Source organism: Halomonas sp. 111 (genome assembly GCF_052379685.1).
GTDB classification, from domain to species: domain Bacteria; phylum Pseudomonadota; class Gammaproteobacteria; order Pseudomonadales; family Halomonadaceae; genus Vreelandella; species Vreelandella citrativorans.
This window is the reverse complement of the sequence record NZ_JBQSYV010000018.1, coordinates 49,507-68,896: the sequence shown is the minus strand read 5'-3', so window position 1 is coordinate 68,896 and position 19,390 is coordinate 49,507. Positions and strand designations below refer to the sequence as shown.

Annotated in this window: 17 protein-coding genes and 3 tRNA genes; 12 read left to right on the top strand and 8 right to left on the bottom strand. The window is 54.5% G+C overall.

The genetic code is table 11. The annotated features are described in order from the left end of the window. Window positions 1–41: 41 nt before the first annotated feature. A complete protein-coding gene (locus ACT3T7_RS14055) occupies window positions 42–608 on the bottom strand; it encodes a Smr/MutS family protein (protein WP_087106822.1) in 567 nt (188 codons plus the stop codon). Between the two features lie 194 nt (window positions 609–802). Between ACT3T7_RS14055 and prmB the strand changes: the two genes are divergently transcribed. From prmB to ACT3T7_RS14015, 8 genes are all read left to right on the top strand, one after another. Next, window positions 803–1,762: a 50S ribosomal protein L3 N(5)-glutamine methyltransferase gene (gene prmB / locus ACT3T7_RS14050; RefSeq protein WP_444631343.1), complete on the top strand. Its 960-nt coding sequence runs from the start codon at window positions 803–805 to the stop codon at window positions 1,760–1,762. A 13-nt stretch (window positions 1,763–1,775) separates the two neighbouring features. Beyond that, a complete protein-coding gene (gene aroC, locus ACT3T7_RS14045) occupies window positions 1,776–2,867 on the top strand; it encodes a chorismate synthase (protein ID WP_444631342.1) in 1,092 nt (363 codons plus the stop codon). A gap of 60 nt (window positions 2,868–2,927) precedes the next feature. After that, entirely contained in the window at window positions 2,928–3,308 is a 381-nt protein-coding gene (locus ACT3T7_RS14040) for a hypothetical protein (RefSeq protein ID WP_444631341.1), read from the top strand. Between the two features lie 201 nt (window positions 3,309–3,509). After that, window positions 3,510–3,929 (top strand): phasin family protein, encoded by a 420-nt coding sequence (locus ACT3T7_RS14035; RefSeq protein ID WP_444631340.1) that lies wholly within the window; start codon window positions 3,510–3,512, stop codon window positions 3,927–3,929. 86 nt (window positions 3,930–4,015) lie between these two features. Further along, the gene (gene phaC / locus ACT3T7_RS14030) at window positions 4,016–5,842 is read left to right on the top strand and encodes a class I poly(R)-hydroxyalkanoic acid synthase (protein ID WP_444631358.1); all 1,827 of its coding nucleotides are present in this window, start codon (window positions 4,016–4,018) and stop codon (window positions 5,840–5,842) included. 201 nt (window positions 5,843–6,043) lie between these two features. Then, on the top strand, window positions 6,044–7,414 hold the full coding sequence (locus tag ACT3T7_RS14025) for an amidohydrolase family protein (protein ID WP_444631339.1): 1,371 nt from the start codon (window positions 6,044–6,046) through the stop codon (window positions 7,412–7,414). A gap of 460 nt (window positions 7,415–7,874) precedes the next feature. Beyond that, window positions 7,875–8,342: a copper chaperone PCu(A)C gene (locus tag ACT3T7_RS14020; RefSeq protein WP_172117141.1), complete on the top strand. Its 468-nt coding sequence runs from the start codon at window positions 7,875–7,877 to the stop codon at window positions 8,340–8,342. A 22-nt stretch (window positions 8,343–8,364) separates the two neighbouring features. After that, window positions 8,365–8,943 (top strand): SCO family protein, encoded by a 579-nt coding sequence (locus ACT3T7_RS14015; RefSeq protein WP_172117140.1) that lies wholly within the window; start codon window positions 8,365–8,367, stop codon window positions 8,941–8,943. Window positions 8,944–9,085: 142 nt separating this feature from the next. Here the strand turns inward: ACT3T7_RS14015 and ACT3T7_RS14010 are convergent, their stop codons facing one another. The 6 genes from ACT3T7_RS14010 to miaB form a co-directional block, all read right to left on the bottom strand. Beyond that, entirely contained in the window at window positions 9,086–9,424 is a 339-nt protein-coding gene (locus ACT3T7_RS14010) for a hypothetical protein (protein ID WP_172117139.1), read from the bottom strand. A 66-nt stretch (window positions 9,425–9,490) separates the two neighbouring features. After that, the gene (gene lnt / locus ACT3T7_RS14005) at window positions 9,491–10,963 is read right to left on the bottom strand and encodes an apolipoprotein N-acyltransferase (RefSeq protein ID WP_172117138.1); all 1,473 of its coding nucleotides are present in this window, start codon (window positions 10,961–10,963) and stop codon (window positions 9,491–9,493) included. Window positions 10,964–11,000: 37 nt separating this feature from the next. Then, the gene (locus tag ACT3T7_RS14000; RefSeq protein ID WP_172117137.1) at window positions 11,001–11,888 is read right to left on the bottom strand and encodes an HlyC/CorC family transporter; all 888 of its coding nucleotides are present in this window, start codon (window positions 11,886–11,888) and stop codon (window positions 11,001–11,003) included. Between the two features lie 173 nt (window positions 11,889–12,061). Further along, window positions 12,062–12,526 carry an rRNA maturation RNase YbeY gene (ybeY, locus tag ACT3T7_RS13995; protein WP_441679066.1) on the bottom strand — a complete coding sequence of 155 codons (465 nt, stop codon included), beginning with the start codon at window positions 12,524–12,526 and terminating at the stop codon, window positions 12,062–12,064. Next, entirely contained in the window at window positions 12,523–13,614 is a 1,092-nt protein-coding gene (locus ACT3T7_RS13990; protein WP_172117135.1) for a PhoH family protein, read from the bottom strand. The genes ybeY and ACT3T7_RS13990 overlap by 4 nt, the downstream gene beginning before the upstream one ends. 88 nt (window positions 13,615–13,702) lie before the next feature. After that, window positions 13,703–15,046, bottom strand: coding sequence for a tRNA (N6-isopentenyl adenosine(37)-C2)-methylthiotransferase MiaB (gene miaB / locus ACT3T7_RS13985; RefSeq protein ID WP_193053077.1), 1,344 nt, complete (start codon window positions 15,044–15,046; stop codon window positions 13,703–13,705). Window positions 15,047–15,229: 183 nt separating this feature from the next. Between miaB and ACT3T7_RS13980 the strand changes: the two genes are divergently transcribed. The 3 genes from ACT3T7_RS13980 (at window position 15,230) to ACT3T7_RS13970 (ending at window position 15,557) form a co-directional block, all read left to right on the top strand. Further along, a tRNA-Asn gene (locus ACT3T7_RS13980) sits at window positions 15,230–15,305 on the top strand. Window positions 15,306–15,351: 46 nt separating this feature from the next. Continuing rightward, a tRNA-Asn gene (locus ACT3T7_RS13975) sits at window positions 15,352–15,427 on the top strand. A gap of 54 nt (window positions 15,428–15,481) precedes the next feature. Beyond that, a tRNA-Asn gene (locus ACT3T7_RS13970) sits at window positions 15,482–15,557 on the top strand. Between the two features lie 279 nt (window positions 15,558–15,836). Here the strand turns inward: ACT3T7_RS13970 and ACT3T7_RS13965 are convergent. Next, the gene (locus tag ACT3T7_RS13965; RefSeq protein WP_444631338.1) at window positions 15,837–17,924 is read right to left on the bottom strand and encodes a carboxy terminal-processing peptidase; all 2,088 of its coding nucleotides are present in this window, start codon (window positions 17,922–17,924) and stop codon (window positions 15,837–15,839) included. Between the two features lie 137 nt (window positions 17,925–18,061). On the opposite strand from ACT3T7_RS13965, the gene ACT3T7_RS13960 reads away from it, so the two are divergent. Next, entirely contained in the window at window positions 18,062–19,366 is a 1,305-nt protein-coding gene (locus tag ACT3T7_RS13960) for a M18 family aminopeptidase (RefSeq protein WP_444631337.1), read from the top strand. The last annotated feature ends 24 nt before the right edge of the window (window positions 19,367–19,390 follow it).

The window sequence follows — 19,390 nt, the reverse complement described above, 5'->3', positions numbered from 1 at the left end:
AAAAGTGCCAGTAGAGCAGTGAAGAGAGCGGTTGAGCGGCGTTACGCCCCGCGCTTACGCAGCAATATATAGACTGCTCCGGTGCCGCCATCAATATCAATGGCCGAGCAAAAGGCCAGCACCCCCGGCCATTCGCGTAACCAGGTATTGGTGTGGCTCTTAAGCACCGGAAAATCTGAAGTGGTGCCCCACGCCTTGCCGTGAACCACCAGCACGCAGCGCAGCCCTTGGCTTGATGCATCGCGCAAGAAGCTTTCAAGCTCCGCGCGGGCTTCTTCAAGCGTGTAGCCGTGCAGGTCAAGCCCCGCCTGCCACTCGGTTTGGCCACGCTTTAACTGGCTGAAGGTACGCCAGGGTAAATCGGGCACGCTAAACTCAAGGTACTCAGACGGACGCACGGCCTCGACCCGGCCATCCGATGTGCGGCCGCTGGCTTGTACTGTGCTGTTTTGAACCGCCGCATTACGCCGTGCCTGTTGGGCTTCATCATTGCGCTTGGGCTTGCCGGGGTCGGCTTGATTATGTGCAATACGGCGTACGCCTGCTGCTTGCAGCGCCTGGCGAAAAGCGCTGATATCGTCATCGTTGGGCAGGTGGCGTCGCGTCATATCAAGCTCAAAGTGTGAAAAGGAAGAAAGAGTAAAACAAGAAAGCATATAAAGTGCCGACAGTATAGCGAGCTGAGCGGCGCTGTGAACCGGGCGGCGTCAAAGGTACAATCTTTACAGGTACAATCTTTTCTTTATCAATGAGTGTAGCCGCATGTGGCTGCATGGATGGTTTTCGTTTATCAGGAGTCGCTGTGACCACGCACCTCAATGCTGAGACCTCTCACTCAACCCTTTCGTTGCCGGATACGGCGTTGGTGAGCGATCTTTTTACACTACGCGACTATCTGCGCTGGGTATCCAGCGAGTTCTATCTGGCCGGACTGCACTATGGCCACGGCACCGAGTCTGCCTGGGATGAAGCCGTTGCGCTCTGCCTGGGGGCACTTCATCTGCCCTGGAACGTCGACCCCGCCGTTTTGGAAGCACGGCTTTTGCCTGTTGAGCGCCAGCGTATTATCGCCCTGACCCGGAAGCGGGTAACCAGCCGCCAGCCATTGCCGTACCTGCTGGGTGAGGCCTTTTTTGCAGGTCACCCCTTCAATGTTGATGAGCGAGTGCTGATTCCGCGCTCGCCGATTGCCGAGCTGATCGAAGACGGTTTTTCGGCCTGGTTCCCGGAAGAGCCGCCGGAGAGCGTGCTGGATTTATGCACCGGCTCTGGTTGTATCGGCATTGCAACCGGCCTTTATTTGCCTACCTGCGAAGTGACGCTTGCTGATATCAGCCAGGATGCGCTGGCCGTCGCCCGAGAAAACATTACCCGCCATGACGTGGGTGACCGGATACGGGCGGTCGCCTCGGATGTGTTTGACGGGCTGGAAGGCCAGCGCTTTGACCTGATTGTTTCCAACCCGCCCTACGTCGATGCGCGTGATTTGGCTACCATGCCCGCCGAGTTCCGCCATGAGCCCGCGCTGGCACTGGGTGCCGGTAAAGATGGCCTGGACATTGTGCGGCGTATTTTGCGCGAGGCGCGCAGCCATTTGAGCGATACAGGTTGGCTGATTGTCGAAGTGGGCAATTCTGACCGCCATGTGGAGGCTGCGTTTCCCGACGTACCTTTCCTGTGGCTTGACTTCGAGCGCGGCGGCCAAGGCGTATTTGCTTTGAGCGCCGATGAACTCGACGCCCATGCGGCGTCTTTTGCGTAAGGAATGAACGCCCATGTCTGGCAATAGTTTTGGCAAGCTGTTTACCGTTACCACCTTTGGAGAGAGCCACGGCATTGCGCTGGGCGCCATTGTAGATGGTTGCCCGCCGGGGCTTGCGCTGTGTGAAGAGGATTTACAGCGCGACCTGGACCGTCGTCGCCCAGGTAGCTCTCGCCACACCACGCAGCGCAAAGAGCCTGATCAGGTGAGGATTTTATCGGGCGTGTTTGAGGGAAAAACCACCGGCACCTCGATTGGCCTACTGATCGAGAATACCGACCAGCGCTCCAAGGACTACTCGAAAATCAAGGAGCAGTTCCGCCCCGCCCATGCGGACTACACGTACCACCATAAATATGGCCACCGTGACTATCGGGGCGGCGGCCGCTCAAGCGCCCGCGAAACTGCCATGCGGGTAGCCGCGGGTGCTATCGCCAAGAAGTACCTGGCCGCCCAAGGCGTACAAATTCGTGGCTATATGAGCCAGCTGGGCCCCATCAAAATTGAGTTTAAGCAGTGGGAGGCCGTCGAGCAGAATGCGTTTTTCTGCCCCGATCCCGCCAAAGTAGCCGAGCTTGAAGCATATATGGATCAGCTGCGCCGTGACCAGGATTCCGTCGGTGCCGAGATTACCGTGGTCGCTGAGGGCGTTCCTGTCGGGCTGGGTGAGCCGGTGTTTGATCGCCTGGATGCTGAGCTGGCGCACGGTTTGATGAGCATTAATGCGGTAAAAGGTATTGAGATTGGCGCGGGGTTTGAATCCGTTGCCCAGCGCGGTAGCGAACACCGCGACGAGATGACGCCGGAAGGCTTCTTGTCCAATCATGCCGGTGGCATATTGGGCGGTATTTCCAGTGGGCAACCGATTGTGGCCAGGCTGGCGCTTAAGCCGACCTCCAGCATTACGACGCCTGGGCGTTCCATTGATGTTAACGGCCAGCTGGTCGAGGTGATTACCAAAGGTCGCCACGACCCTTGTGTGGGGATTCGCGCCACGCCGATTGCCGAAGCCATGATGGCGATTACATTGCTTGACCACTGGCTGCGCCAGCGTGGGCAAAACGGTGAGGTTAGCGTTGATACACCCCGTTTAGCGCAGCGTTAAAGCGGCGTACGGCTTGGCGTAACGCTGCTACACTCAAGGAAGATGGCTGAGGAGTAACCCATGAAGATTAACGTTGAGTTTGATCTGACCCCGGATGAATTTCGTCAAGCATTGGGGCTTCCTGATGTAGAGGCATTCCAGCAAAGCCTGCTGGAAAATATTCAGCGGCAAATGGAGTCGGGTGCAGAAGGGTATGACCCCATGAGTTTGATGCGCCCCTTTTTGCAGCAGCCCATGATGCAGCAGGGGCTTTCTCAAGGGTTGGCCAACTTTGGAACTTACCAACAGATGATGTTGGATATGTTGCGCCAGGCAGGCAATGCCAGCAGTACCGCCTCTGATGATCAAGCGGCGGACAGTGACACGTCGAGCAGCGAGAGAGCGCCTAATGCCAAAGCAACGGCGTCCTCGCGTTCGCGTGGCAAGGGAAAAACCGAGTAATGTGGTGAGGTGCGTAACGGCCAGTTAATGAGCGCCGTCATCCAGGGCTCTTGAAAACAGTGTTATTGAAAACAGGGTTCTTGAAAACAGTGTTATTGCAAAGCACCCGGTCAAGGATTACTCTTTTTGCAGTGCAGCAAATCACGTTCGTAGGGGGGCGCGAAAGCGCCCACACTCTGAAACGGAAGAGGATTAGACACTATGCAAGACGATATGATGGACGCTTTTAACGCCCAGACCCGCCAAATGTTTGAGCCCATGCGCAAAATTAACTCGCTGATGCTCAACAACATGGAAAAAATGACCCAGTATCAACTGGAAGCCATGAAGCGCTATAGCCAAATGGGCACCGAGCGCATCCGCAGTGCCACCAGCATTCAAGATGCAGAAAGCCTGCGTGATTTCGGCACCCAGCAGGCTGAAATCATGAACGAGCTTTCCCAGCAAATGCAGGAAGACGCCCGTGCTATGGGCGAGATGAGCCTGCAGTTCAAAACGGAAATGGAAAAACTCTTCAGTGATGCCGGGCAGCAAATGACCGAGCAGGCGACCGCCGCCGCAAAAGGCCAACAGCCTAGTGCTTCTGGATCCGCCTCGAGCCAGTCTTCACGGAAAAAATAAGAAGTCGGCTAACTCACGGCGCCTCTAGGCGCCGTATTGTTATAAGGGGATTCAGTATGCAGGGGTGGAAACGACCATTGCACGACATGTTTCAGCAGGGAGTGTCTCAAGAAGACATTGAGGCATGGAATACGCAGCTGAAAGAGGCCGCTGAGCAGTACCAGGGGCTTATGCAGGATCTGCTGGCACGCATGGCCCCAAGCGAGGCGGCCGACTCGGTATATAGCGATATGCGTAAAAGCTTCGAGGCGGGTGCGCAGGCATTAATGAATAACCCAACCTTGCTGTGGCAAACCCAAGCGCGCCTGCTGCAAGATCAGTGGCTGCTATGGCAGCAAAGCATGCGTGCTTTGTCTGGTGAGCAGGTCACACCGCTGATTACCCCCTCCAAAAGCGACCGGCGCTTTAAAGACGATGCCTGGACGCAAGACCCTCACTATGCGGCGATCATGCAGCAGTACCTGCTGTTTTCGCAGGTAGTAGAAGAACTGATCGAAAGCCTTGAAGGTATGGATGACCTCCAGAAACGAAATCTGGGGTTTTATGCCCGTCAGCTCGTCAATGCCATGTCGCCCACCAATTTTGTTTCTACTAACCCTGAGGTGATGCGGCGAACGCTGCAAACCCGTGGGCAAAATCTGGTAGAAGGGCTATCACGGCTGCGTGAAGACCTTGCCAACTCAGCGGAAGGCATCAATGTGTGTATGACCGAGCGCAATGCGTTTGGCATCGGGGAAAACATCGCGGTTACCCCCGGGACTGTCGTGTATGAAAACGAGTTAATTCAACTGATTCAGTACACGCCCACCACTGAGAAGACCTTTAAAACGCCACTGTTAATCGTGCCGCCCTGGATCAACAAGTATTACATCCTTGACCTGCGCCAGGACAATTCCATGGTCAAGTGGATGGTGGACCAGGGCCACACCGTATTTTTAATTTCATGGCGCAACCCTGGCCCTGAACAGCGTGACATTACCTGGGCCGATTACATGCAAATGGGGCCGATCAGCGCGATTAGCGCCATTGAGGATGCCTGTGGTGAGAAGTCGGTCAACCTGGTGAGCTACTGCGTAGGCGGCACCCTGACGGCTTCGACCGTTGCTTATCTAACAAGTACCCGCAAGGGGCGAAAGGTGAAGTCGGTCACCTACATGGCCACGCTGCAGGATTTTCGTGACCCCGGCGATATCGGTGTTTTCCTGAACGAAGCCGTAGTGCAAGGGCTTGAGCAAACCATGCAGCTTAAGGGCTATCTGGATGGTCGCTCGATGGCCTATACCTTTAACCTGCTGCGTGAAAATGATCTTTTCTGGTCGTTTTATATCAATAACTACCTGAAAGGAGAAATGCCTGCCGCTTTTGATCTTCTCCACTGGAATACGGATGGCACGAATCTTCCGGCGGGCACGCATGCCTGGTATTTACGTCATATGTATCTTGAAAACCGTTTGGTGGCGCCGGGTGGTATTGAGCTTGATGGCGTAAAAATTGATTTACGCAAAATCTCCACCCCCAGTTATTTCATATCGACCAAAGAGGACCATATCGCCAAGTGGAACAGCACCTACTATGGGGCGCTGCTGCCTAAAGGCCCCGTTACGTTTGTATTAGGTGGCTCGGGGCATATTGCCGGTATCGTTAATCCACCACAAAAGAATAAGTACGGTTATTGGAGCAACGACGCACTGCCAGAAAGCCATGAAGCATGGCTGGAAACAGCAACGTTTAATGAGGGGTCCTGGTGGCCGCACTGGCAGGCATGGATGACGCAAAATGGTTATGCGGATACCCAGAAAATGGTGCCCTCGCGCACACCCGGCGACGGTAAGCTTGAGGTGATTGAGTCAGCACCAGGGCGCTATGTAAAAATGACCATTCCTGACGTGCTAAGCGAACAGGGCAGCCTGTAAAGGCTGCTCCGATCATCCGGGTATTCTACAAAAAAACTATCCTTCTCATGTTTAAGCGAGGTGCTAACAATGCCGCCCACTACCCGTTACTCATTAGCCCCCGCGTTTAGCGCACAACACCGTCCTGGAAACAGTCCTGGCAATAACCATGGCGCTTGCTGCTGTGGTTCACCCGTCTTACAGCATTTTCATGAGCGCGTTATGGCAGAGATTGCTCGCCGCGAAATGCTGGGTGGGCCGGCAGCGGTCATGGCGCTGTTTGCAGGTGTACATACGCCACACGTGGTTGACCAGCCCTCAAAAGCGCATGACGGCCCTGTGCTACTCACCAACTTAACGCTTTTTGATGGAAGTGGTGGCCCGTTGCGCGATGGCGTATCCGTTAAGGTAGAGGATGGGCGGGTCAGCGCTATTCTTGAAGGTAATGCTGGCGCCGAGTCCGGGGACGTTATCGACTGTGATGGGCGCGTGTTGATGCCTGGCTTAATCGATGCGCATTGGCACTCCACGCTAGCCGCTATTACACAGATGGAAGCCATGAGCGCGGATATTGGTTATATCCATTTGGTCGCCGCAAAAGAGGCCGAGCGAACGCTGATGCGAGGGGTTACGTCGGTCAGGGATGTAGGAGGGCCGTCATTTGCACTGAAGAGAGCCATTGACGAAGGCATCGTGAACGGACCGCGGATATTTCCCGCAGGCGCCATGATTTCCCAGACATCCGGGCACGGTGATTTCCGAATGCGGCACGAATTGCCTCGTGGTAGTACAACCCCGCTAAGTTACACGGAGCAGCAAGGGGTAGCCATGATTGCTGACGGTGAAGCGGAAGTGCTTAGGCGCACGCGTGAGCAGTTGATGCTGGGGGCTTCTCAAATAAAGCTGATTGCGGGTGGTGGCGTCGCGTCATTTTATGATCCGCTCGACAGTACGCAGTTTAGCGAGCGCGAGCTTCGCGCAGCGGTTGAGGCAGCCGGTGACTGGGGCACGTATGTCATGGTTCATGTCTACACCTCCCGGGGTATTCAGCGTGCCCTGCGGGCAGGCGTACGCTCAATCGAACATGGTCAGTTGGCAGATGAAGAGACTGTTCGAATGATGGCCGGTGAAGATGTGTGGTGGAGCCTTCAGCCTTTTCTGCAGGATGAAGATTCCAACGTTTACCCGGATGCAGCACGCCGAGAGTCTCAGCGGCAAGTTGCCGAAGGAACGGTTCGCGCGTATGAAATGGCCCAGCGATTTAACGTTAAAACTGGCTGGGGAACGGATATTCTCTTTAATCCCCAAAATACCCCCAACCAGCTGCATCACTTGGCTAAGCTAACGCGTTTCTACGACCCGTTGACCGCATTGGCAATGGCGACGGGGCGTAACGGGGAGCTACTTTCTCTCTCGGGGCCGCGTAACCCGTATCCGGGAGTGCTTGGGTGTATTGAGCCTGGCGCGCTAGCCGACCTGCTGGTCGTTGATGGTGACCCAAGCAAAGATCTTGATTTTCTTAAAGATCCAGAGCGTAACTTGCGCATGATTATGAAAGCTGGGCGTGTTTATAAAGATTGTTTGCAGCAATAGCTTGAAAAGATCGTTTATAAATATCGATTTTAAGTGCTTGAACGGTTGGTTGTTTATGTTGAATCAATCATGCACTGACCGCTTTTCCAGCCATTAATAAAAGAGTTGGTTTTAGAACCTTGTTGGTTTAAATGTTTCTAACGCGGTAGTTGGGATTTCAGCAGGCCCCACGTCTATTTCCGGGCTTAAGGAGATAGGCGTTGAACTCTTTTTAGGGGGCTATTCGTAACCGCCGTTCCTATGCTTCTGGGCGCCCCCTTTGTGGCAAACACAAACCGCGCCGCGTTCTCGCCTAATATCGGCAGGCCGAGGGTGCTGTCATAATGTCGCAGGAGGGTTGTAGAACACCTGGATGACGCTATGGTAGCCAAAGATTCATAACGACATGCGATAGGCCAGTACGTGCGAGCTTGGCGCGTGTGCCGTTTAACCGTGTTTATTTAAAGGGAGCATCGAAGTAATGGCGAACAAGGCACTGAATGTCATGGCCCAACGAGTGACTCAGCGGCTGGCGTTAAGCGCGTTAGCACTGCTATTAACGGCAGGTGTTGCGCAGGCGCAGACGCTAGAAGTAAGCAATGCTCGGTTAAGCCTGCTGCCTGGTAACACGCCCGGTGCGGGTTACTTTGAGCTTTATAATGCGGGCGATGAAGCTGTCACGCTGGTGGGCGCTCAAAGCCCTGCCTTTGATAGTGTTGAAATACATGTTAGCTCCGAGCACGACGGTATGGCCCATATGCACGAACTTACATCGCTTGAAATTGCCTCAGGCGAGCGTTTTGAGTTTGCGCCTAAAGGTCATCATCTGATGTTTATGCGCCGCGTTGAGCCCTTAAACGTAGGTGATGACGTTGACGTGGTGCTTGAGTTTAGCGATGAACAGCAACTGCCCGTTACCTTTAATGTTGTCTCTCCAGCATCGATGTAAAGGCCAGGAATAGGAACCCTATATGTACAAGTTGTTGTTCGCCACGTTGGCGTCTCTTTTACTGGCTGGTTGTAGTGATCAGAGCTGGCGTACCACCGACGTTGCCGACATTATGCCGTCGCTTGATTTTTCACTGGTGGATGATAACGGCGACAGCGTCCAAGCGGATGAATATCTGGGTAAGCCAGCGCTTGTCTATTTTGGCTACACGTTTTGCCCCGATGTTTGCCCCATTACCCTGGCAAGATTAGGCGATGCGATCAGACAGCTGGATGATGAGACGCGCGACGAGGTTCAGGTGCTGTTTATTTCGGTCGACCCGGCGCGTGACACGCCCGAGGTGCTAAAACGCTATACCAATGCCTTTGGCCCTGAGTTTACTGGCTTGACCGGCGATAAAGCCGACATTGATGCGATCACCAACCGTTACCGCGTTGCTTACGAATACGGTGAAGAGAATGAGAATGGTGACTACCTGGTAACACACTCCAGCGCTGTTTTTGCCTTTGATCGAGAGGGGAATGCACAGTTCCTGGTGCGGGATAGCCACCCGATAACGGATGTTCAGGCGGATATCAAACGGCTGATAGAAAAAAGCTAACGCCGCTTAGAGTAGCCCGCAGGGAGCTAAACAGGTAGTAGACGTAGGTAGAAAAAGTCTGTAGCAAAAAAGGGGCGACTGATGATCAGTCGCCCCTTTTTATATGCCGTTTACTTGGCTAATATCTGGCAACGAACGCGATTTAGCAGACGGCAGAGAGGCCGCAGCGCGACTTGTACAGACGAGAGTTAATATCCAGTTCGATATTCTCACTGTCTTTATCGTAGAAAAAGGAGGCATAGCCATTGTCAGAAGAGGCTGTGCGATAGAGGCCGCAGATGCCATAACCATACTGCACTTCCTGCAGCTGCGAGAGCTCAATATCATGGGATGTCCCCAGCTTATTTGCCAGAGCGTGTTGAATGTCATCGCCAACATGGCTGTCAGACATAACCTGGCCACCGAAGATAGCGCCCGCCAACACGACAGTAAGCGCCAGCGGCATCACGACAAGTAGTAAAAAAGGACGAGATTTTAACATAGTGGTATTCCTATGCCAGCCAGAATCAAAAAAGTGCTCTATTGTAGCGTGTCATGTTGAAGGTTCCTATCGACCGCGACAACGTGTCAAGCGAAGGCCAGGTAGCAGCATTAGCCCCGCTAGTAGCCATGCAGGCCAGCTCCCGGTGCGGGTAAAAGGTGTTAACCCCTCCATCGCATAGAACTCACCCACTAACGCTGTCGTTTCAAACTGGGGCGCTTGAGCAACGATGCTTCCGTGGGCATCAATAATCGCTGTAACGCCGTTACTGGTGGCGCGTATTACATAGCGACCATTTTCAAGTGCTCTAAGTCGTGCCATTTGCAAATGCTGGAAAGGGCCAATGGAGGCGCCAAACCAGGTGTCGTTGGAAACCGTCAGCAGCACATCGCTGTCCTGAGCGCGACGCGCCACAAGCTGCGGATAGATGATTTCATAACAGATCGCGTTGCCCAGGCGAATGCCGGAGGCCTGCATGGGCGTCTGATGCGATGCGCCTTTGGTAAAGCTCGACATCGGCAGGTCAAAAAAGTCGATAGCACCGCGCAGCACGCTTTCAAGCGGTAGGTATTCGCCAAAGGGCACCAGGTGCTCTTTTTGATAACTGCCTTCAACGTTGCCAATGCCCACCACGCTGTTGTAGTAGCGGTTAGCCTCATCCAATTGAACGATGCCTGTCACCAAGGCAACGCCTGGCGGAAGGTTAGCCTGAACGCGCTCCAGGACCGGACGTGCCTGAGTTTCCGTCATGGGAAGTGCGGTTTCTGGCCAGATAATTATGTCAGCCTCATCGGCGACTTCAGCGGTCAGTCGGCTGTAGGTATTCGCTGCGATGCGCTGGCCGTCTGGCGTCCACTTTAGCAACTGCGGGAGGTTGCCCTGAAGTAAAGCAACCCGAGTCGGTGTGCTGGAAGGGGTGGTCCACTGTGCAGGCAAGGCCAGCGGTATCAGCCAGATCGCCAGTAACGGGGCCAGTGCCCACCACTGGCGGCGCAGAAGCACGTTAGCTGCCAGTGTGCCGCTAAGCACCACCAGCAGGGAAAGTAGGTAGACACCGCCAATTGGTGCCCAGCTTGCCAAGGGTGAATCGACATAGCCTGAGCCCATTAGTAGCCAAGGGAAGCCTGTGAACAGGTAGGTGCGCAGCACTTCACCCAGCACCCAGGCACCGGCAAACGTTAGCCATGCCAATCGGGGCGTGGTAAAGCGCCGGTAAAGCCAGAAAGTGCCCGCATAAAAAAGGGCCAGTACGGCGACAAAAAGTGCGGTCAGCAACGCTGCCAGCGGCACGCCGGTATAGCCGTAATCATGAATGGAGATATAGACCCATGAGGCGCCGCTGCCAAAGAGTGCAATGCCATAGAGCCAGCCTTTAAGCGCTGCCTGGGCGGGCGTTAAGGTATGAATCCCTACGTAAAGCAGGGCAATCGCTACCGGGCCAAGCCACCATAGTTCAAATGGTGAAGCGGTTAGCGTGGTAAAGCCGCCCGCAACCAGGGCCAGTAACAGTTGAAGCATAAAGGCGGGTGTTGGCCCCATGAAATATCCTGTCAATACGTGGTTAATCGGTAAGCTGCTAGTCGTTTTTTTGAGATTCGAGGCTCTCGCCATCGCTTTCACGATAGGCCTCTAATAAGCGGATGCGCCGGTTATCAGCATTCAAGATGACAAAGTGCCAGCCGCCGAAGCGAGTATGCTCGCTGCGCCCGGGCAAATGACCAAATTGCTGCATCACCAGGCCGCCCACGGTATCGAATTCATCATCAGAGAACTCGGTGCCAAAGCGTTCGTTAAAGTCTTCGATGGGGGTGAGGGCGCGAATAGCAAAGTGGCCGTTTTCCAGCGTGCGGATATCGTCCTCTTCGTCGGTATCATGCTCGTCTTCAATATCACCCACGATTTGTTCCAGAATGTCTTCAATCGTAATAATGCCGGCAGTACCGCCATACTCATCTACCACAATGGCCATGTGGTTGTGCGTATCACGAAACTCTTTGAGCAGGCTGTTAAGCCGTTTCGACTCTGGAATAAACATGGCCGGACGTAGAACATCTTCCAGTTTGAAGGCGTCCCGGCTTTCCTGGGTTTGCGACAGTAAAGGAAGCAGGTCTTTTACCAGCAATATCCCTTTAACATCATCCAAATTCTCGCCAATCACAGGATAACGGGAGTGACCGGTTTCCTGGATAAGCGGTAAATAGCCATCACGCGTTTGGTCCAGCGTTATGGCCGATACCTGAGAGCGGGGTATTAATACTTCTCGGACCTGTCGATCGCTAATTTCAAGCGCACCTTCAATAATCATGATGGCGTCCTGATCCAGCTTCAGTTTCCCAGCGGTATGGCGTAAAAACGTCATCAGTTCAGCGCGTGAACTGGGTTCGTCGGTATCTCCGGTAAGGGCGCCAAAGAGTTTCTCGAGCCAGGATTTTTGATTAGGATTGCTCGATCGGTCTTCGCTCATGCGTCAAATCTCTTGTTTACGGGGCAGACAGGTGTCGTAACGTGCCTAAAAATCTAGTATCAACAAAAAACAGGGTGCCAACAAGGCGGTGTCCCCTTGGTACGGGGCGCTATGTTGCACTATGCCTCTTGCCTTGCATCAATGAACGGTTTCTTCCCTGCGCGTTGTCAGTGTCATGGCACATGGTAAGGGTCAGAGATGCCCAGCTCAGCAAGCAGCGTACGCTCTAGCTGCTCCATCTCTTCTGCCTCATTATCTTCAATATGGTCATAGCCCATTAAATGGAGCGTGCCATGAACGACCATGTGCGCATAGTGGTGCGTTAACGGCTTCTGTTGCTCGCCCGCCTCTTTTACCACAACGGCATGACAAATAATCAAATCGCCGAGCAGCGGTAGCGTGAGCCCCGGCGGGTTTTCAAATGGGAACGATAGCACATTGGTGGGCTTGTCTTTGCCGCGATAATCGCGGTTTAAGGCTTGGCTTTCTTGCTCGTCCACAAAGCGGATCGTAAGCTCTTGGCGCTCATCATCCGGGTGATGAGAAAACACACAGCCCACCCAGTGGGTGAGCTGTTCAAGCGTGGGCAGCAGCGGTTCATCAATAGCGGCCTGTCGATCAATCACGATATTGTTCAACGTGATGTATCTCCCCATCGTTCTTGAGACTGTTCGCGCCCCTGAAGGCGTGCCTCGCGCTCTTGCTGGCGTACTTCACGGCGGGCACGCTCTTCCACTTCCTGCTGCGACTCGAATTCGTCGTAGGCTTCGATAATGCGCTGCACCAAGGGGTGGCGTACGACATCCTTGGCGGCAAAGTGGGTAACGCCGATGCCAGGCGTATCTTTCAGTACGTCAAGTACCTGGGACAAGCCAGAGCGCTGCCCACGAGGAAGGTCGACCTGGGTGATATCCCCGGTGATCACGGCCGTTGAGCCAAAACCGATCCGGGTCAAGAACATTTTCATCTGCTCCGGCGTGGTGTTCTGGCTTTCGTCCAAAATGATGTACGAATTATTCAGCGTGCGACCGCGCATATAGGCCAGCGGCGCTATTTCAATCACTTGGCGCTCGATGAGCTTGGCCACTTGTTCAAAACCGATCATCTCGTACAGCGCGTCGTACAGCGGGCGCAGGTACGGGTCGATCTTTTGGGCTAGATCACCAGGCAAAAAGCCGAGTTTTTCACCCGCTTCAACCGCTGGGCGTACCAGTAAGATGCGGCGCACTTCCTGTTGGTTAAGCGCTTCAACCGCTGCTGCTACCGCCAGATACGTTTTGCCGGTGCCGGCTGGCCCGATGCCGAAGTTAATATCGTGCTCGCGGATGCTGGTGACGTAGCGCTGCTGGTTCAAGCCGCGCGGCTTGATCATGGTGCGCGGCGTGCGCATTACCACGTCATCGGGGCTGCCTTCTCCGTCCTGCTCGTCTTCTAGTGCTTCCAGGCCAGACTCTTGCAGGAACAGGTGCACGGTATCTGCCGAAAGATCATCCACCGCCGTTTCGCGGTAGAGGTGCTCAAGCACGTTAGCCGCCGCTTTGATGCGGTTGGCAGCACCGGCCAGCTGAAACATATTGCCCCGGTTGCGCAAAGTCACGTCCAAGCGGCTCTCAATCAGCTTTAGATGCTCGTCCTGCTGGCCACTTAAGCTGGCAAGCCGCTGTGGGTCATTGGGTTCAAGGCTTAGGGTGATAATGCGGTTGGCCTGAGGTGATGGCTGGCTCAAGAGTAGGAAATCCGTCAGTTAATGTGTGTAGACACCCAGCTTACTGCCCCAACCGGGGTTGGGGCAATTACCTAAGATAAGATAGCGATCAGTAACGCTCGGGGGAGACGAGCTCGCCGCGCAGCGAGTTGGGGAATGCCTCAGTGATCTCAACATCCACAAAGTAGCCGATTAGCTCGGTAGGGTTAGCCGCACGGAAGTTAACCACGCGGTTATTCTCCGTACGCCCAGAGAGTTGGCCGGGGTCTTTAGGTGAAAAGCCGGTGACCAGAATGCGCTGGGTAGACCCCACCATGCGGCGGCTGATCTGGGCCACATTCTGCAGAATGCGCTCTTGCAGAATCGCCAGACGCTGCTTCTTGACGCTTTCCGGGGTGTCATCCGGCAGGCCTGAGGCGGGGGTGCCTGGGCGCGCCGAGTACACAAAACTAAACGAGTGATCGAAGCCAATCCGGTGGATCAGATTCATCGTGGCTTCAAAGTCTTCCTCGGTTTCACCTGGGAAGCCGATAATGAAGTCTGATGAGAAGCTGATATCCGGACGGTTAGCGCGCACGCGCTCCATCTTCTCAATGTACTCTTCGGCGGTATGGCCACGCTTCATGGCGCTGAGAATCCGGTCGGAACCCGATTGCACTGGCAGGTGTAGGTGGCTGACCAGTTCCGGGATGTCTGCAAATGCATCCACCAGGCTGTCGGTGAACTCAACCGGATGCGAGGTGGTAAAGCGTATGCGGTCAATGCCATCTACTGCAGCGATGCAGGCAATCAGCTCGGCAAGATCAATTTCATCACCGTCGTCGTTGTCGCCTCGGTAGGCGTTAACGTTTTGGCCCAGCAGGTTGACTTCGCGCACCCCTTGATCGGCCAAGTGGATAACTTCATCCATCACCTTCTCAAACGGACGCGAGACCTCTTCTCCGCGGGTATAGGGCACCACGCAGAAGGTGCAGTATTTGGAGCAGCCTTCCATGATCGAGACAAAGGCCGTGGCGCCATCTGACTTGGGCTGGGGCAGGTGATCAAACTTCTCGATTTCCGGGAACGTTACGTCTACGGCGGCAATTTGATTGTTGCTGCGCGCATCCAGCATGGAGGGCACACGGTGCAGCGTCTGCGGGCCGAAAATCATATCCACGAAGGGCGCACGCTTACGCAGCGCATCGCCTTCCTGGCTTGCCACGCAGCCGCCTACGCCAATTACCAGGTCCGGGTTGGCGTCTTTTAGCTTTTTCCAGCGCCCCAGCTGATGAAACACTTTCTCCTGAGCCTTCTCACGAATTGAACAGGTGTTAAGAAGGATGACATCGGCTTCCTTCTCATTGTCGGTGAGTTCAAGCTGGTGAGATTCACCGAGTAGATCCGCCATACGGGAGGAGTCGTACTCGTTCATTTGGCAGCCGTGCGTTTTGATGAAGAGCTTCTTCGCCATCGGTACCTGTCGTCTATGGGTCGTCGGGGGACGAGGAATGAATGGGGTATCGTTTTAGCAGCGTAGGCTACTGTTGAATAATCCTATTATACGGGCACAAGAAACCGGGGGCTAGCATTCCCCAATAATCGATACTTGACCTTAATCCCTAAATCAGTATACTACGCACCGTGTTTGAGAAGTTCCTCGATAGCTCAGTTGGTAGAGCAAATGACTGTTAATCATTGGGTCACAGGTTCGAGTCCTGTTCGAGGAGCCAACACTTTACAGGTTGGTTCTGCTTAAAACACAATAGCTTAAGATGTTCCTCGATAGCTCAGTTGGTAGAGCAAATGACTGTTAATCATTGGGTCACAGGTTCGAGTCCTGTTCGAGGAGCCAAGCTGACTATTTTACTACCTGTTTCGGCATAGCCTGCTATAGGTAGCGCGTTATTCCTCGATAGCTCAGTTGGTAGAGCAAATGACTGTTAATCATTGGGTCACAGGTTCGAGTCCTGTTCGAGGAGCCATCTACTTGCCTTTTTAGATTCACAGTGTGCTTCCTTTGTGCCTGGTTCTGAAAAGCGTGCTGCGGTCTGTTTTCTAGCTCCCCTGATTTTTATTACCTCTTCAAACCTTTATTACCTCTTTAAGCCTTTATCGTCTCCAGGTCGTTATTAATCCCTGTAAAAGTATTGGCCCCGCTGCCTAACGGTATTGGGTTGATTTCGTGTATCTGGCGGGTCAGAAGTCATGCGTAAAAAAACGCCGACCTAAAAGGTCGGCGTCATACAGCGATCAATGGTTATTTAGCGTGTCGCCATTCGCTGGGCTTGTTGAAATTGCGCGTAATCCAGCAGGATTTCTGCGGCTTCTAGTACGGGAGCGCGATCAGCGGGCATGCCTGCATCCCCTCCGTTTTCGTCAGCATCGTCACTGGGTTCGCTGCTTTCCAGGCGTGCATCCATCCACTCGTCTAGTTCTGGCAGTTTGAGTGCCCGGCGACGCTGGTTCTCTAGCGAAAGCTGCTCGGCCTCTTGGGCTTCAAGCTCACGCTGGCGCTGCTCGCGGTTCAGGCTCACGCTGGTGTGCTGCTCACGTAGCTGGCGGGCCAGCGTGGATTGGCGCTCAACATAGCGGAAGTTGGGGTTCTCTTTGGCGCGCGCTGCGTGTTGGGTGTTCAGTGCGTCTATAAAGGCTTCCGGCGTTCCGTAGCGACGGTACTGAACATCTTGAACAGTATCCCAGCCAAGGGCGTTATCCAGGCTGCTTTCACCGATCCGTTCTGGGTCGATTAAGCTCGGGAAGCTAATGTCAGGCTCAACCCCACGGTTTTGCGTGCTTTTACCGGTGATGCGGTAAAACTTGGCGCGGGTCAGCTTGATCTGCCCATGGCTTAGGTCGTTCAGCGTTTGTACGGTACCTTTGCCAAAGGTTGATGAGCCTACTACCAGGCCGCGACCATAATCCTGAATAGCGCCTGCAAAGATTTCCGAGGCAGAGGCGGAAAGGCGGTTGACCAGCACGGTCAGCGGACCATCGTAGAGTGTGCCTGCGCTGGTATCGCCATAGAGCTGAATGCGCCCTTGAGCGTCACGTACCTGTACGGTGGGGCCTCGGTCAATAAACAAGCCAATCAGCGAGTTAGCCTCTTGAAGCGCGCCGCCGCCGTTATTACGCAGATCCAGCACAATGCCTTCTACGCCTTGCTCTTTTAGGCGCTCGACTTCACGGGCGACATCGCGTGTGGTGCTGCGATACTCCTCTTCGCCCGACTGCCAGGCGTCAAAATCAACATAGAAAGTAGGAATGTTAATGACCCCAATGGGATGGGGTTCACCGTCTCGCTCAACGTTGATCACTTCGCCATGGGCCGCCTGGTCTTCAAGGCTTACGGTATCGCGGGTGATCTCAACAATATGCGAGCGGGTCATGTCCACCGCTTGGGCGGGCACGATATCCAGGCGGACGACGGAGCCTTTGGGGCCACGAATCAAGTCAACGACGTTGTCCAGGCGCATGCCCACAACGTTGACCATTTCGCCCTCTTCCTGGCCAACCGCAATGATGCGGTCGGCAGGTTCCAGGACATCTGCACGGTCAGCAGGGCCGCCGGGCACCAGGCTTGCTACTTTCACGTATTCGCCATCGGCCTGCAGTAGCGCGCCAATGCCTTCCAGCGAGAGGCTCATCTGGATGTCAAAGGATTCGCTTTGGCGTGGTGAGAGGTAGCCAGTATGCGGATCAATCGTGCTGGTGACCGCTGCCATTATCAAGCCGAAGACATCTTCTGATTCGGTTTGGCGTAGGCGACTAAGCTGGCCTTCATAGCGCTGGCGCAGGTTGTCGACTATCTGCTCGTCATCCTGGTCGGTAAGCGCGAGCGTTAGCGCGTCATTTTTTAACCGCTTGCGCCATAGCTCATCAAGTTCGCTCTCGCGGGTGGCCCAGGGAGCATTTTCGCGATCAACTTCCAGGCGCTCATCGCTATCAAAGCTAAACGATAGGCCTTCATCAAGACGTGCAAGCAGCCATTCAACCCGCGCAATATTACGCTCGCTTAGCTGGTTATAAAGCGCGTAAGCATCATCCAAATCGCCGTTAAAGAGTGCTTCAGCCATATCATTTTCATAATGGCGGTAGGGCTCTATATCGCGATTCAGTAAATAAGCGCGTTGACCATCGAGGATATCCAGGTAGCGTTGGAAGGCCTCCTGTGACCACTGCTCATCAAACGTTATGTTGGCGTAGTGGCCGTAGCGGAGCGCATCCGCAATTTCTACTGCCGCTTGGCGTTGTTCGTCGGTCGGCGTAATTTGTGCCATAACTGCCGGGCTGGTAACGACCAGCATCACGGCAAGGGCGACCGAGCGCGAAAGCGTTGCAAACAAGCTCATCAGTAAAGCTCTCCCGGATTTGTGTACACTCATTCTTCCCTAGACCTGCTTGTGACCTATGTGTTGCGTAGGCCAGGGGGCATTGTAGCAGGTCGTTTGCTCTATGAGACTCAATCATTACTGTTATGAGGATTTCCATGTCCGAAGCTTTCAACGCCGATCGGCTAACGCGGTTATGTGATTTTCTGCGCCAGTCGCCCACACCTTGGCATGCAACGAAGGCAATGGCCGAACGCTTGGAGAAAGCAGGTTTTCAGCGTCTCCACGAGACGGCTAATTGGCAGCTGGCGCCTGGGCAGCGCTATTACGTTACGCGCAATGATTCTTCCATTATCGCCTTTCAGTTGCCAAGCGATACGCTTAAAAGCTTGCGTATGCTGGGCGCGCATACGGATAGCCCCGGATTGCGCTTAAAGCCCAACGCCACTCAGCACGCTGCAGGTTGGTTACAGCTTGGCGTGCAGGTGTATGGGGGCGTACTGTTGGCGCCCTGGTTTGACCGTGATTTAGGATTAGCCGGGCGCGTACATGCGCGCCATGCAGACGGGCGGCTGGAAAGCCTGCTGCTGAATGTTGACCGGCCTATTGCGATGGTGCCGAACCTGGCCATCCATCTGGATCGCGACGTGAATTCGGGCCGCGCTATTAATCCGCAGACGCAAATGGCGCCGGTACTGCTGCAAAGCGATAGCGCCAAGCTTTCTGAATTGCTAGCCGCTTGGCTTGAGGAGCAGCACGGTGTGCGCTCCGCTGAGGTGGTGGATTTTGAACTGGGTTTTTACGATGTGCAGCCGCCTTCGCTCGTAGGGGTTAAGCAAGAGCTCATCGCCAGTGCTCGGCTGGACAATCTGCTCTCCTGTTTTATTGGCATGGAGGCCTTGCTCGAAAGTGATGGTAGCCAGGGGGCGTTGTTAGTGGCGAACGATCACGAAGAGGTGGGTAGTGCGAGCGCTTGTGGTGCGCAGGGGCCGTTCCTGGGCGATGTGCTTAAGCGCATCAATGCGCAGGTAGGAGAGGGCAGCGAGGAGTCGCTGATTCAGTTGATTCAGTCATCGCTGATGATTTCCTGTGACAATGCGCATGCGTTGCATCCTAACTTTCGCGATAAGCATGATGAGCAGCATGGCCCCGCCATTAACGGGGGCCCGGTTATCAAGGTGAATGCCAGCCAGCGCTACGCCACCAATAGTGTAACCGGTGCGCTATTTCGTGATGTGTGTCGCGAAGCCGACGTGCCGGTACAGTCGTTTGTGACGCGGGCGGATATGGGCTGCGGTAGCACCATTGGGCCGATTACGGCGACGGAGCTGGGCGTGCCTACGCTGGATATCGGCGTGCCACAGTGGGCCATGCACTCTATCCGTGAAACGGCGGGTACGCGTGACGTGGAATACCTAACCCGAGCATTGAAAGTGTTTCTGAATCGGCCGACGCTTGGTTAATGCGCATAAGATAACGCCCAACAA

Bases quoted from the DNA above. Each gene is read 5' to 3' on its own strand.
- phaC (WP_444631358.1), top strand. From the start codon at position 4,016: ATGTTTCAGCAGGGAGTGTCTCAAGAAGACATTGAGGCATGGAATACG.
- ACT3T7_RS14055 (WP_087106822.1), bottom strand. From the start codon at position 608: ATGACGCGACGCCACCTGCCCAACGATGACGATATCAGCGCTTTTCGC.
- ACT3T7_RS14010 (WP_172117139.1), bottom strand. From the start codon at position 9,424: ATGTTAAAATCTCGTCCTTTTTTACTACTTGTCGTGATGCCGCTGGCG.
- lnt (WP_172117138.1), bottom strand. From the start codon at position 10,963: ATGGGGCCAACACCCGCCTTTATGCTTCAACTGTTACTGGCCCTGGTT.
- ACT3T7_RS14015 (WP_172117140.1), top strand. From the start codon at position 8,365: ATGTACAAGTTGTTGTTCGCCACGTTGGCGTCTCTTTTACTGGCTGGT.
- ACT3T7_RS14035 (WP_444631340.1), top strand. From the start codon at position 3,510: ATGCAAGACGATATGATGGACGCTTTTAACGCCCAGACCCGCCAAATG.
- ACT3T7_RS14040 (WP_444631341.1), top strand. From the start codon at position 2,928: ATGAAGATTAACGTTGAGTTTGATCTGACCCCGGATGAATTTCGTCAA.
- ACT3T7_RS13960 (WP_444631337.1), top strand. From the start codon at position 18,062: ATGTCCGAAGCTTTCAACGCCGATCGGCTAACGCGGTTATGTGATTTT.
- ACT3T7_RS14025 (WP_444631339.1), top strand. From the start codon at position 6,044: ATGGCAGAGATTGCTCGCCGCGAAATGCTGGGTGGGCCGGCAGCGGTC.
- ACT3T7_RS14020 (WP_172117141.1), top strand. From the start codon at position 7,875: ATGGCGAACAAGGCACTGAATGTCATGGCCCAACGAGTGACTCAGCGG.
- aroC (WP_444631342.1), top strand. From the start codon at position 1,776: ATGTCTGGCAATAGTTTTGGCAAGCTGTTTACCGTTACCACCTTTGGA.
- ACT3T7_RS14000 (WP_172117137.1), bottom strand. From the start codon at position 11,888: ATGAGCGAAGACCGATCGAGCAATCCTAATCAAAAATCCTGGCTCGAG.
- ACT3T7_RS13965 (WP_444631338.1), bottom strand. From the start codon at position 17,924: ATGAGCTTGTTTGCAACGCTTTCGCGCTCGGTCGCCCTTGCCGTGATG.
- miaB (WP_193053077.1), bottom strand. From the start codon at position 15,046: ATGGCGAAGAAGCTCTTCATCAAAACGCACGGCTGCCAAATGAACGAG.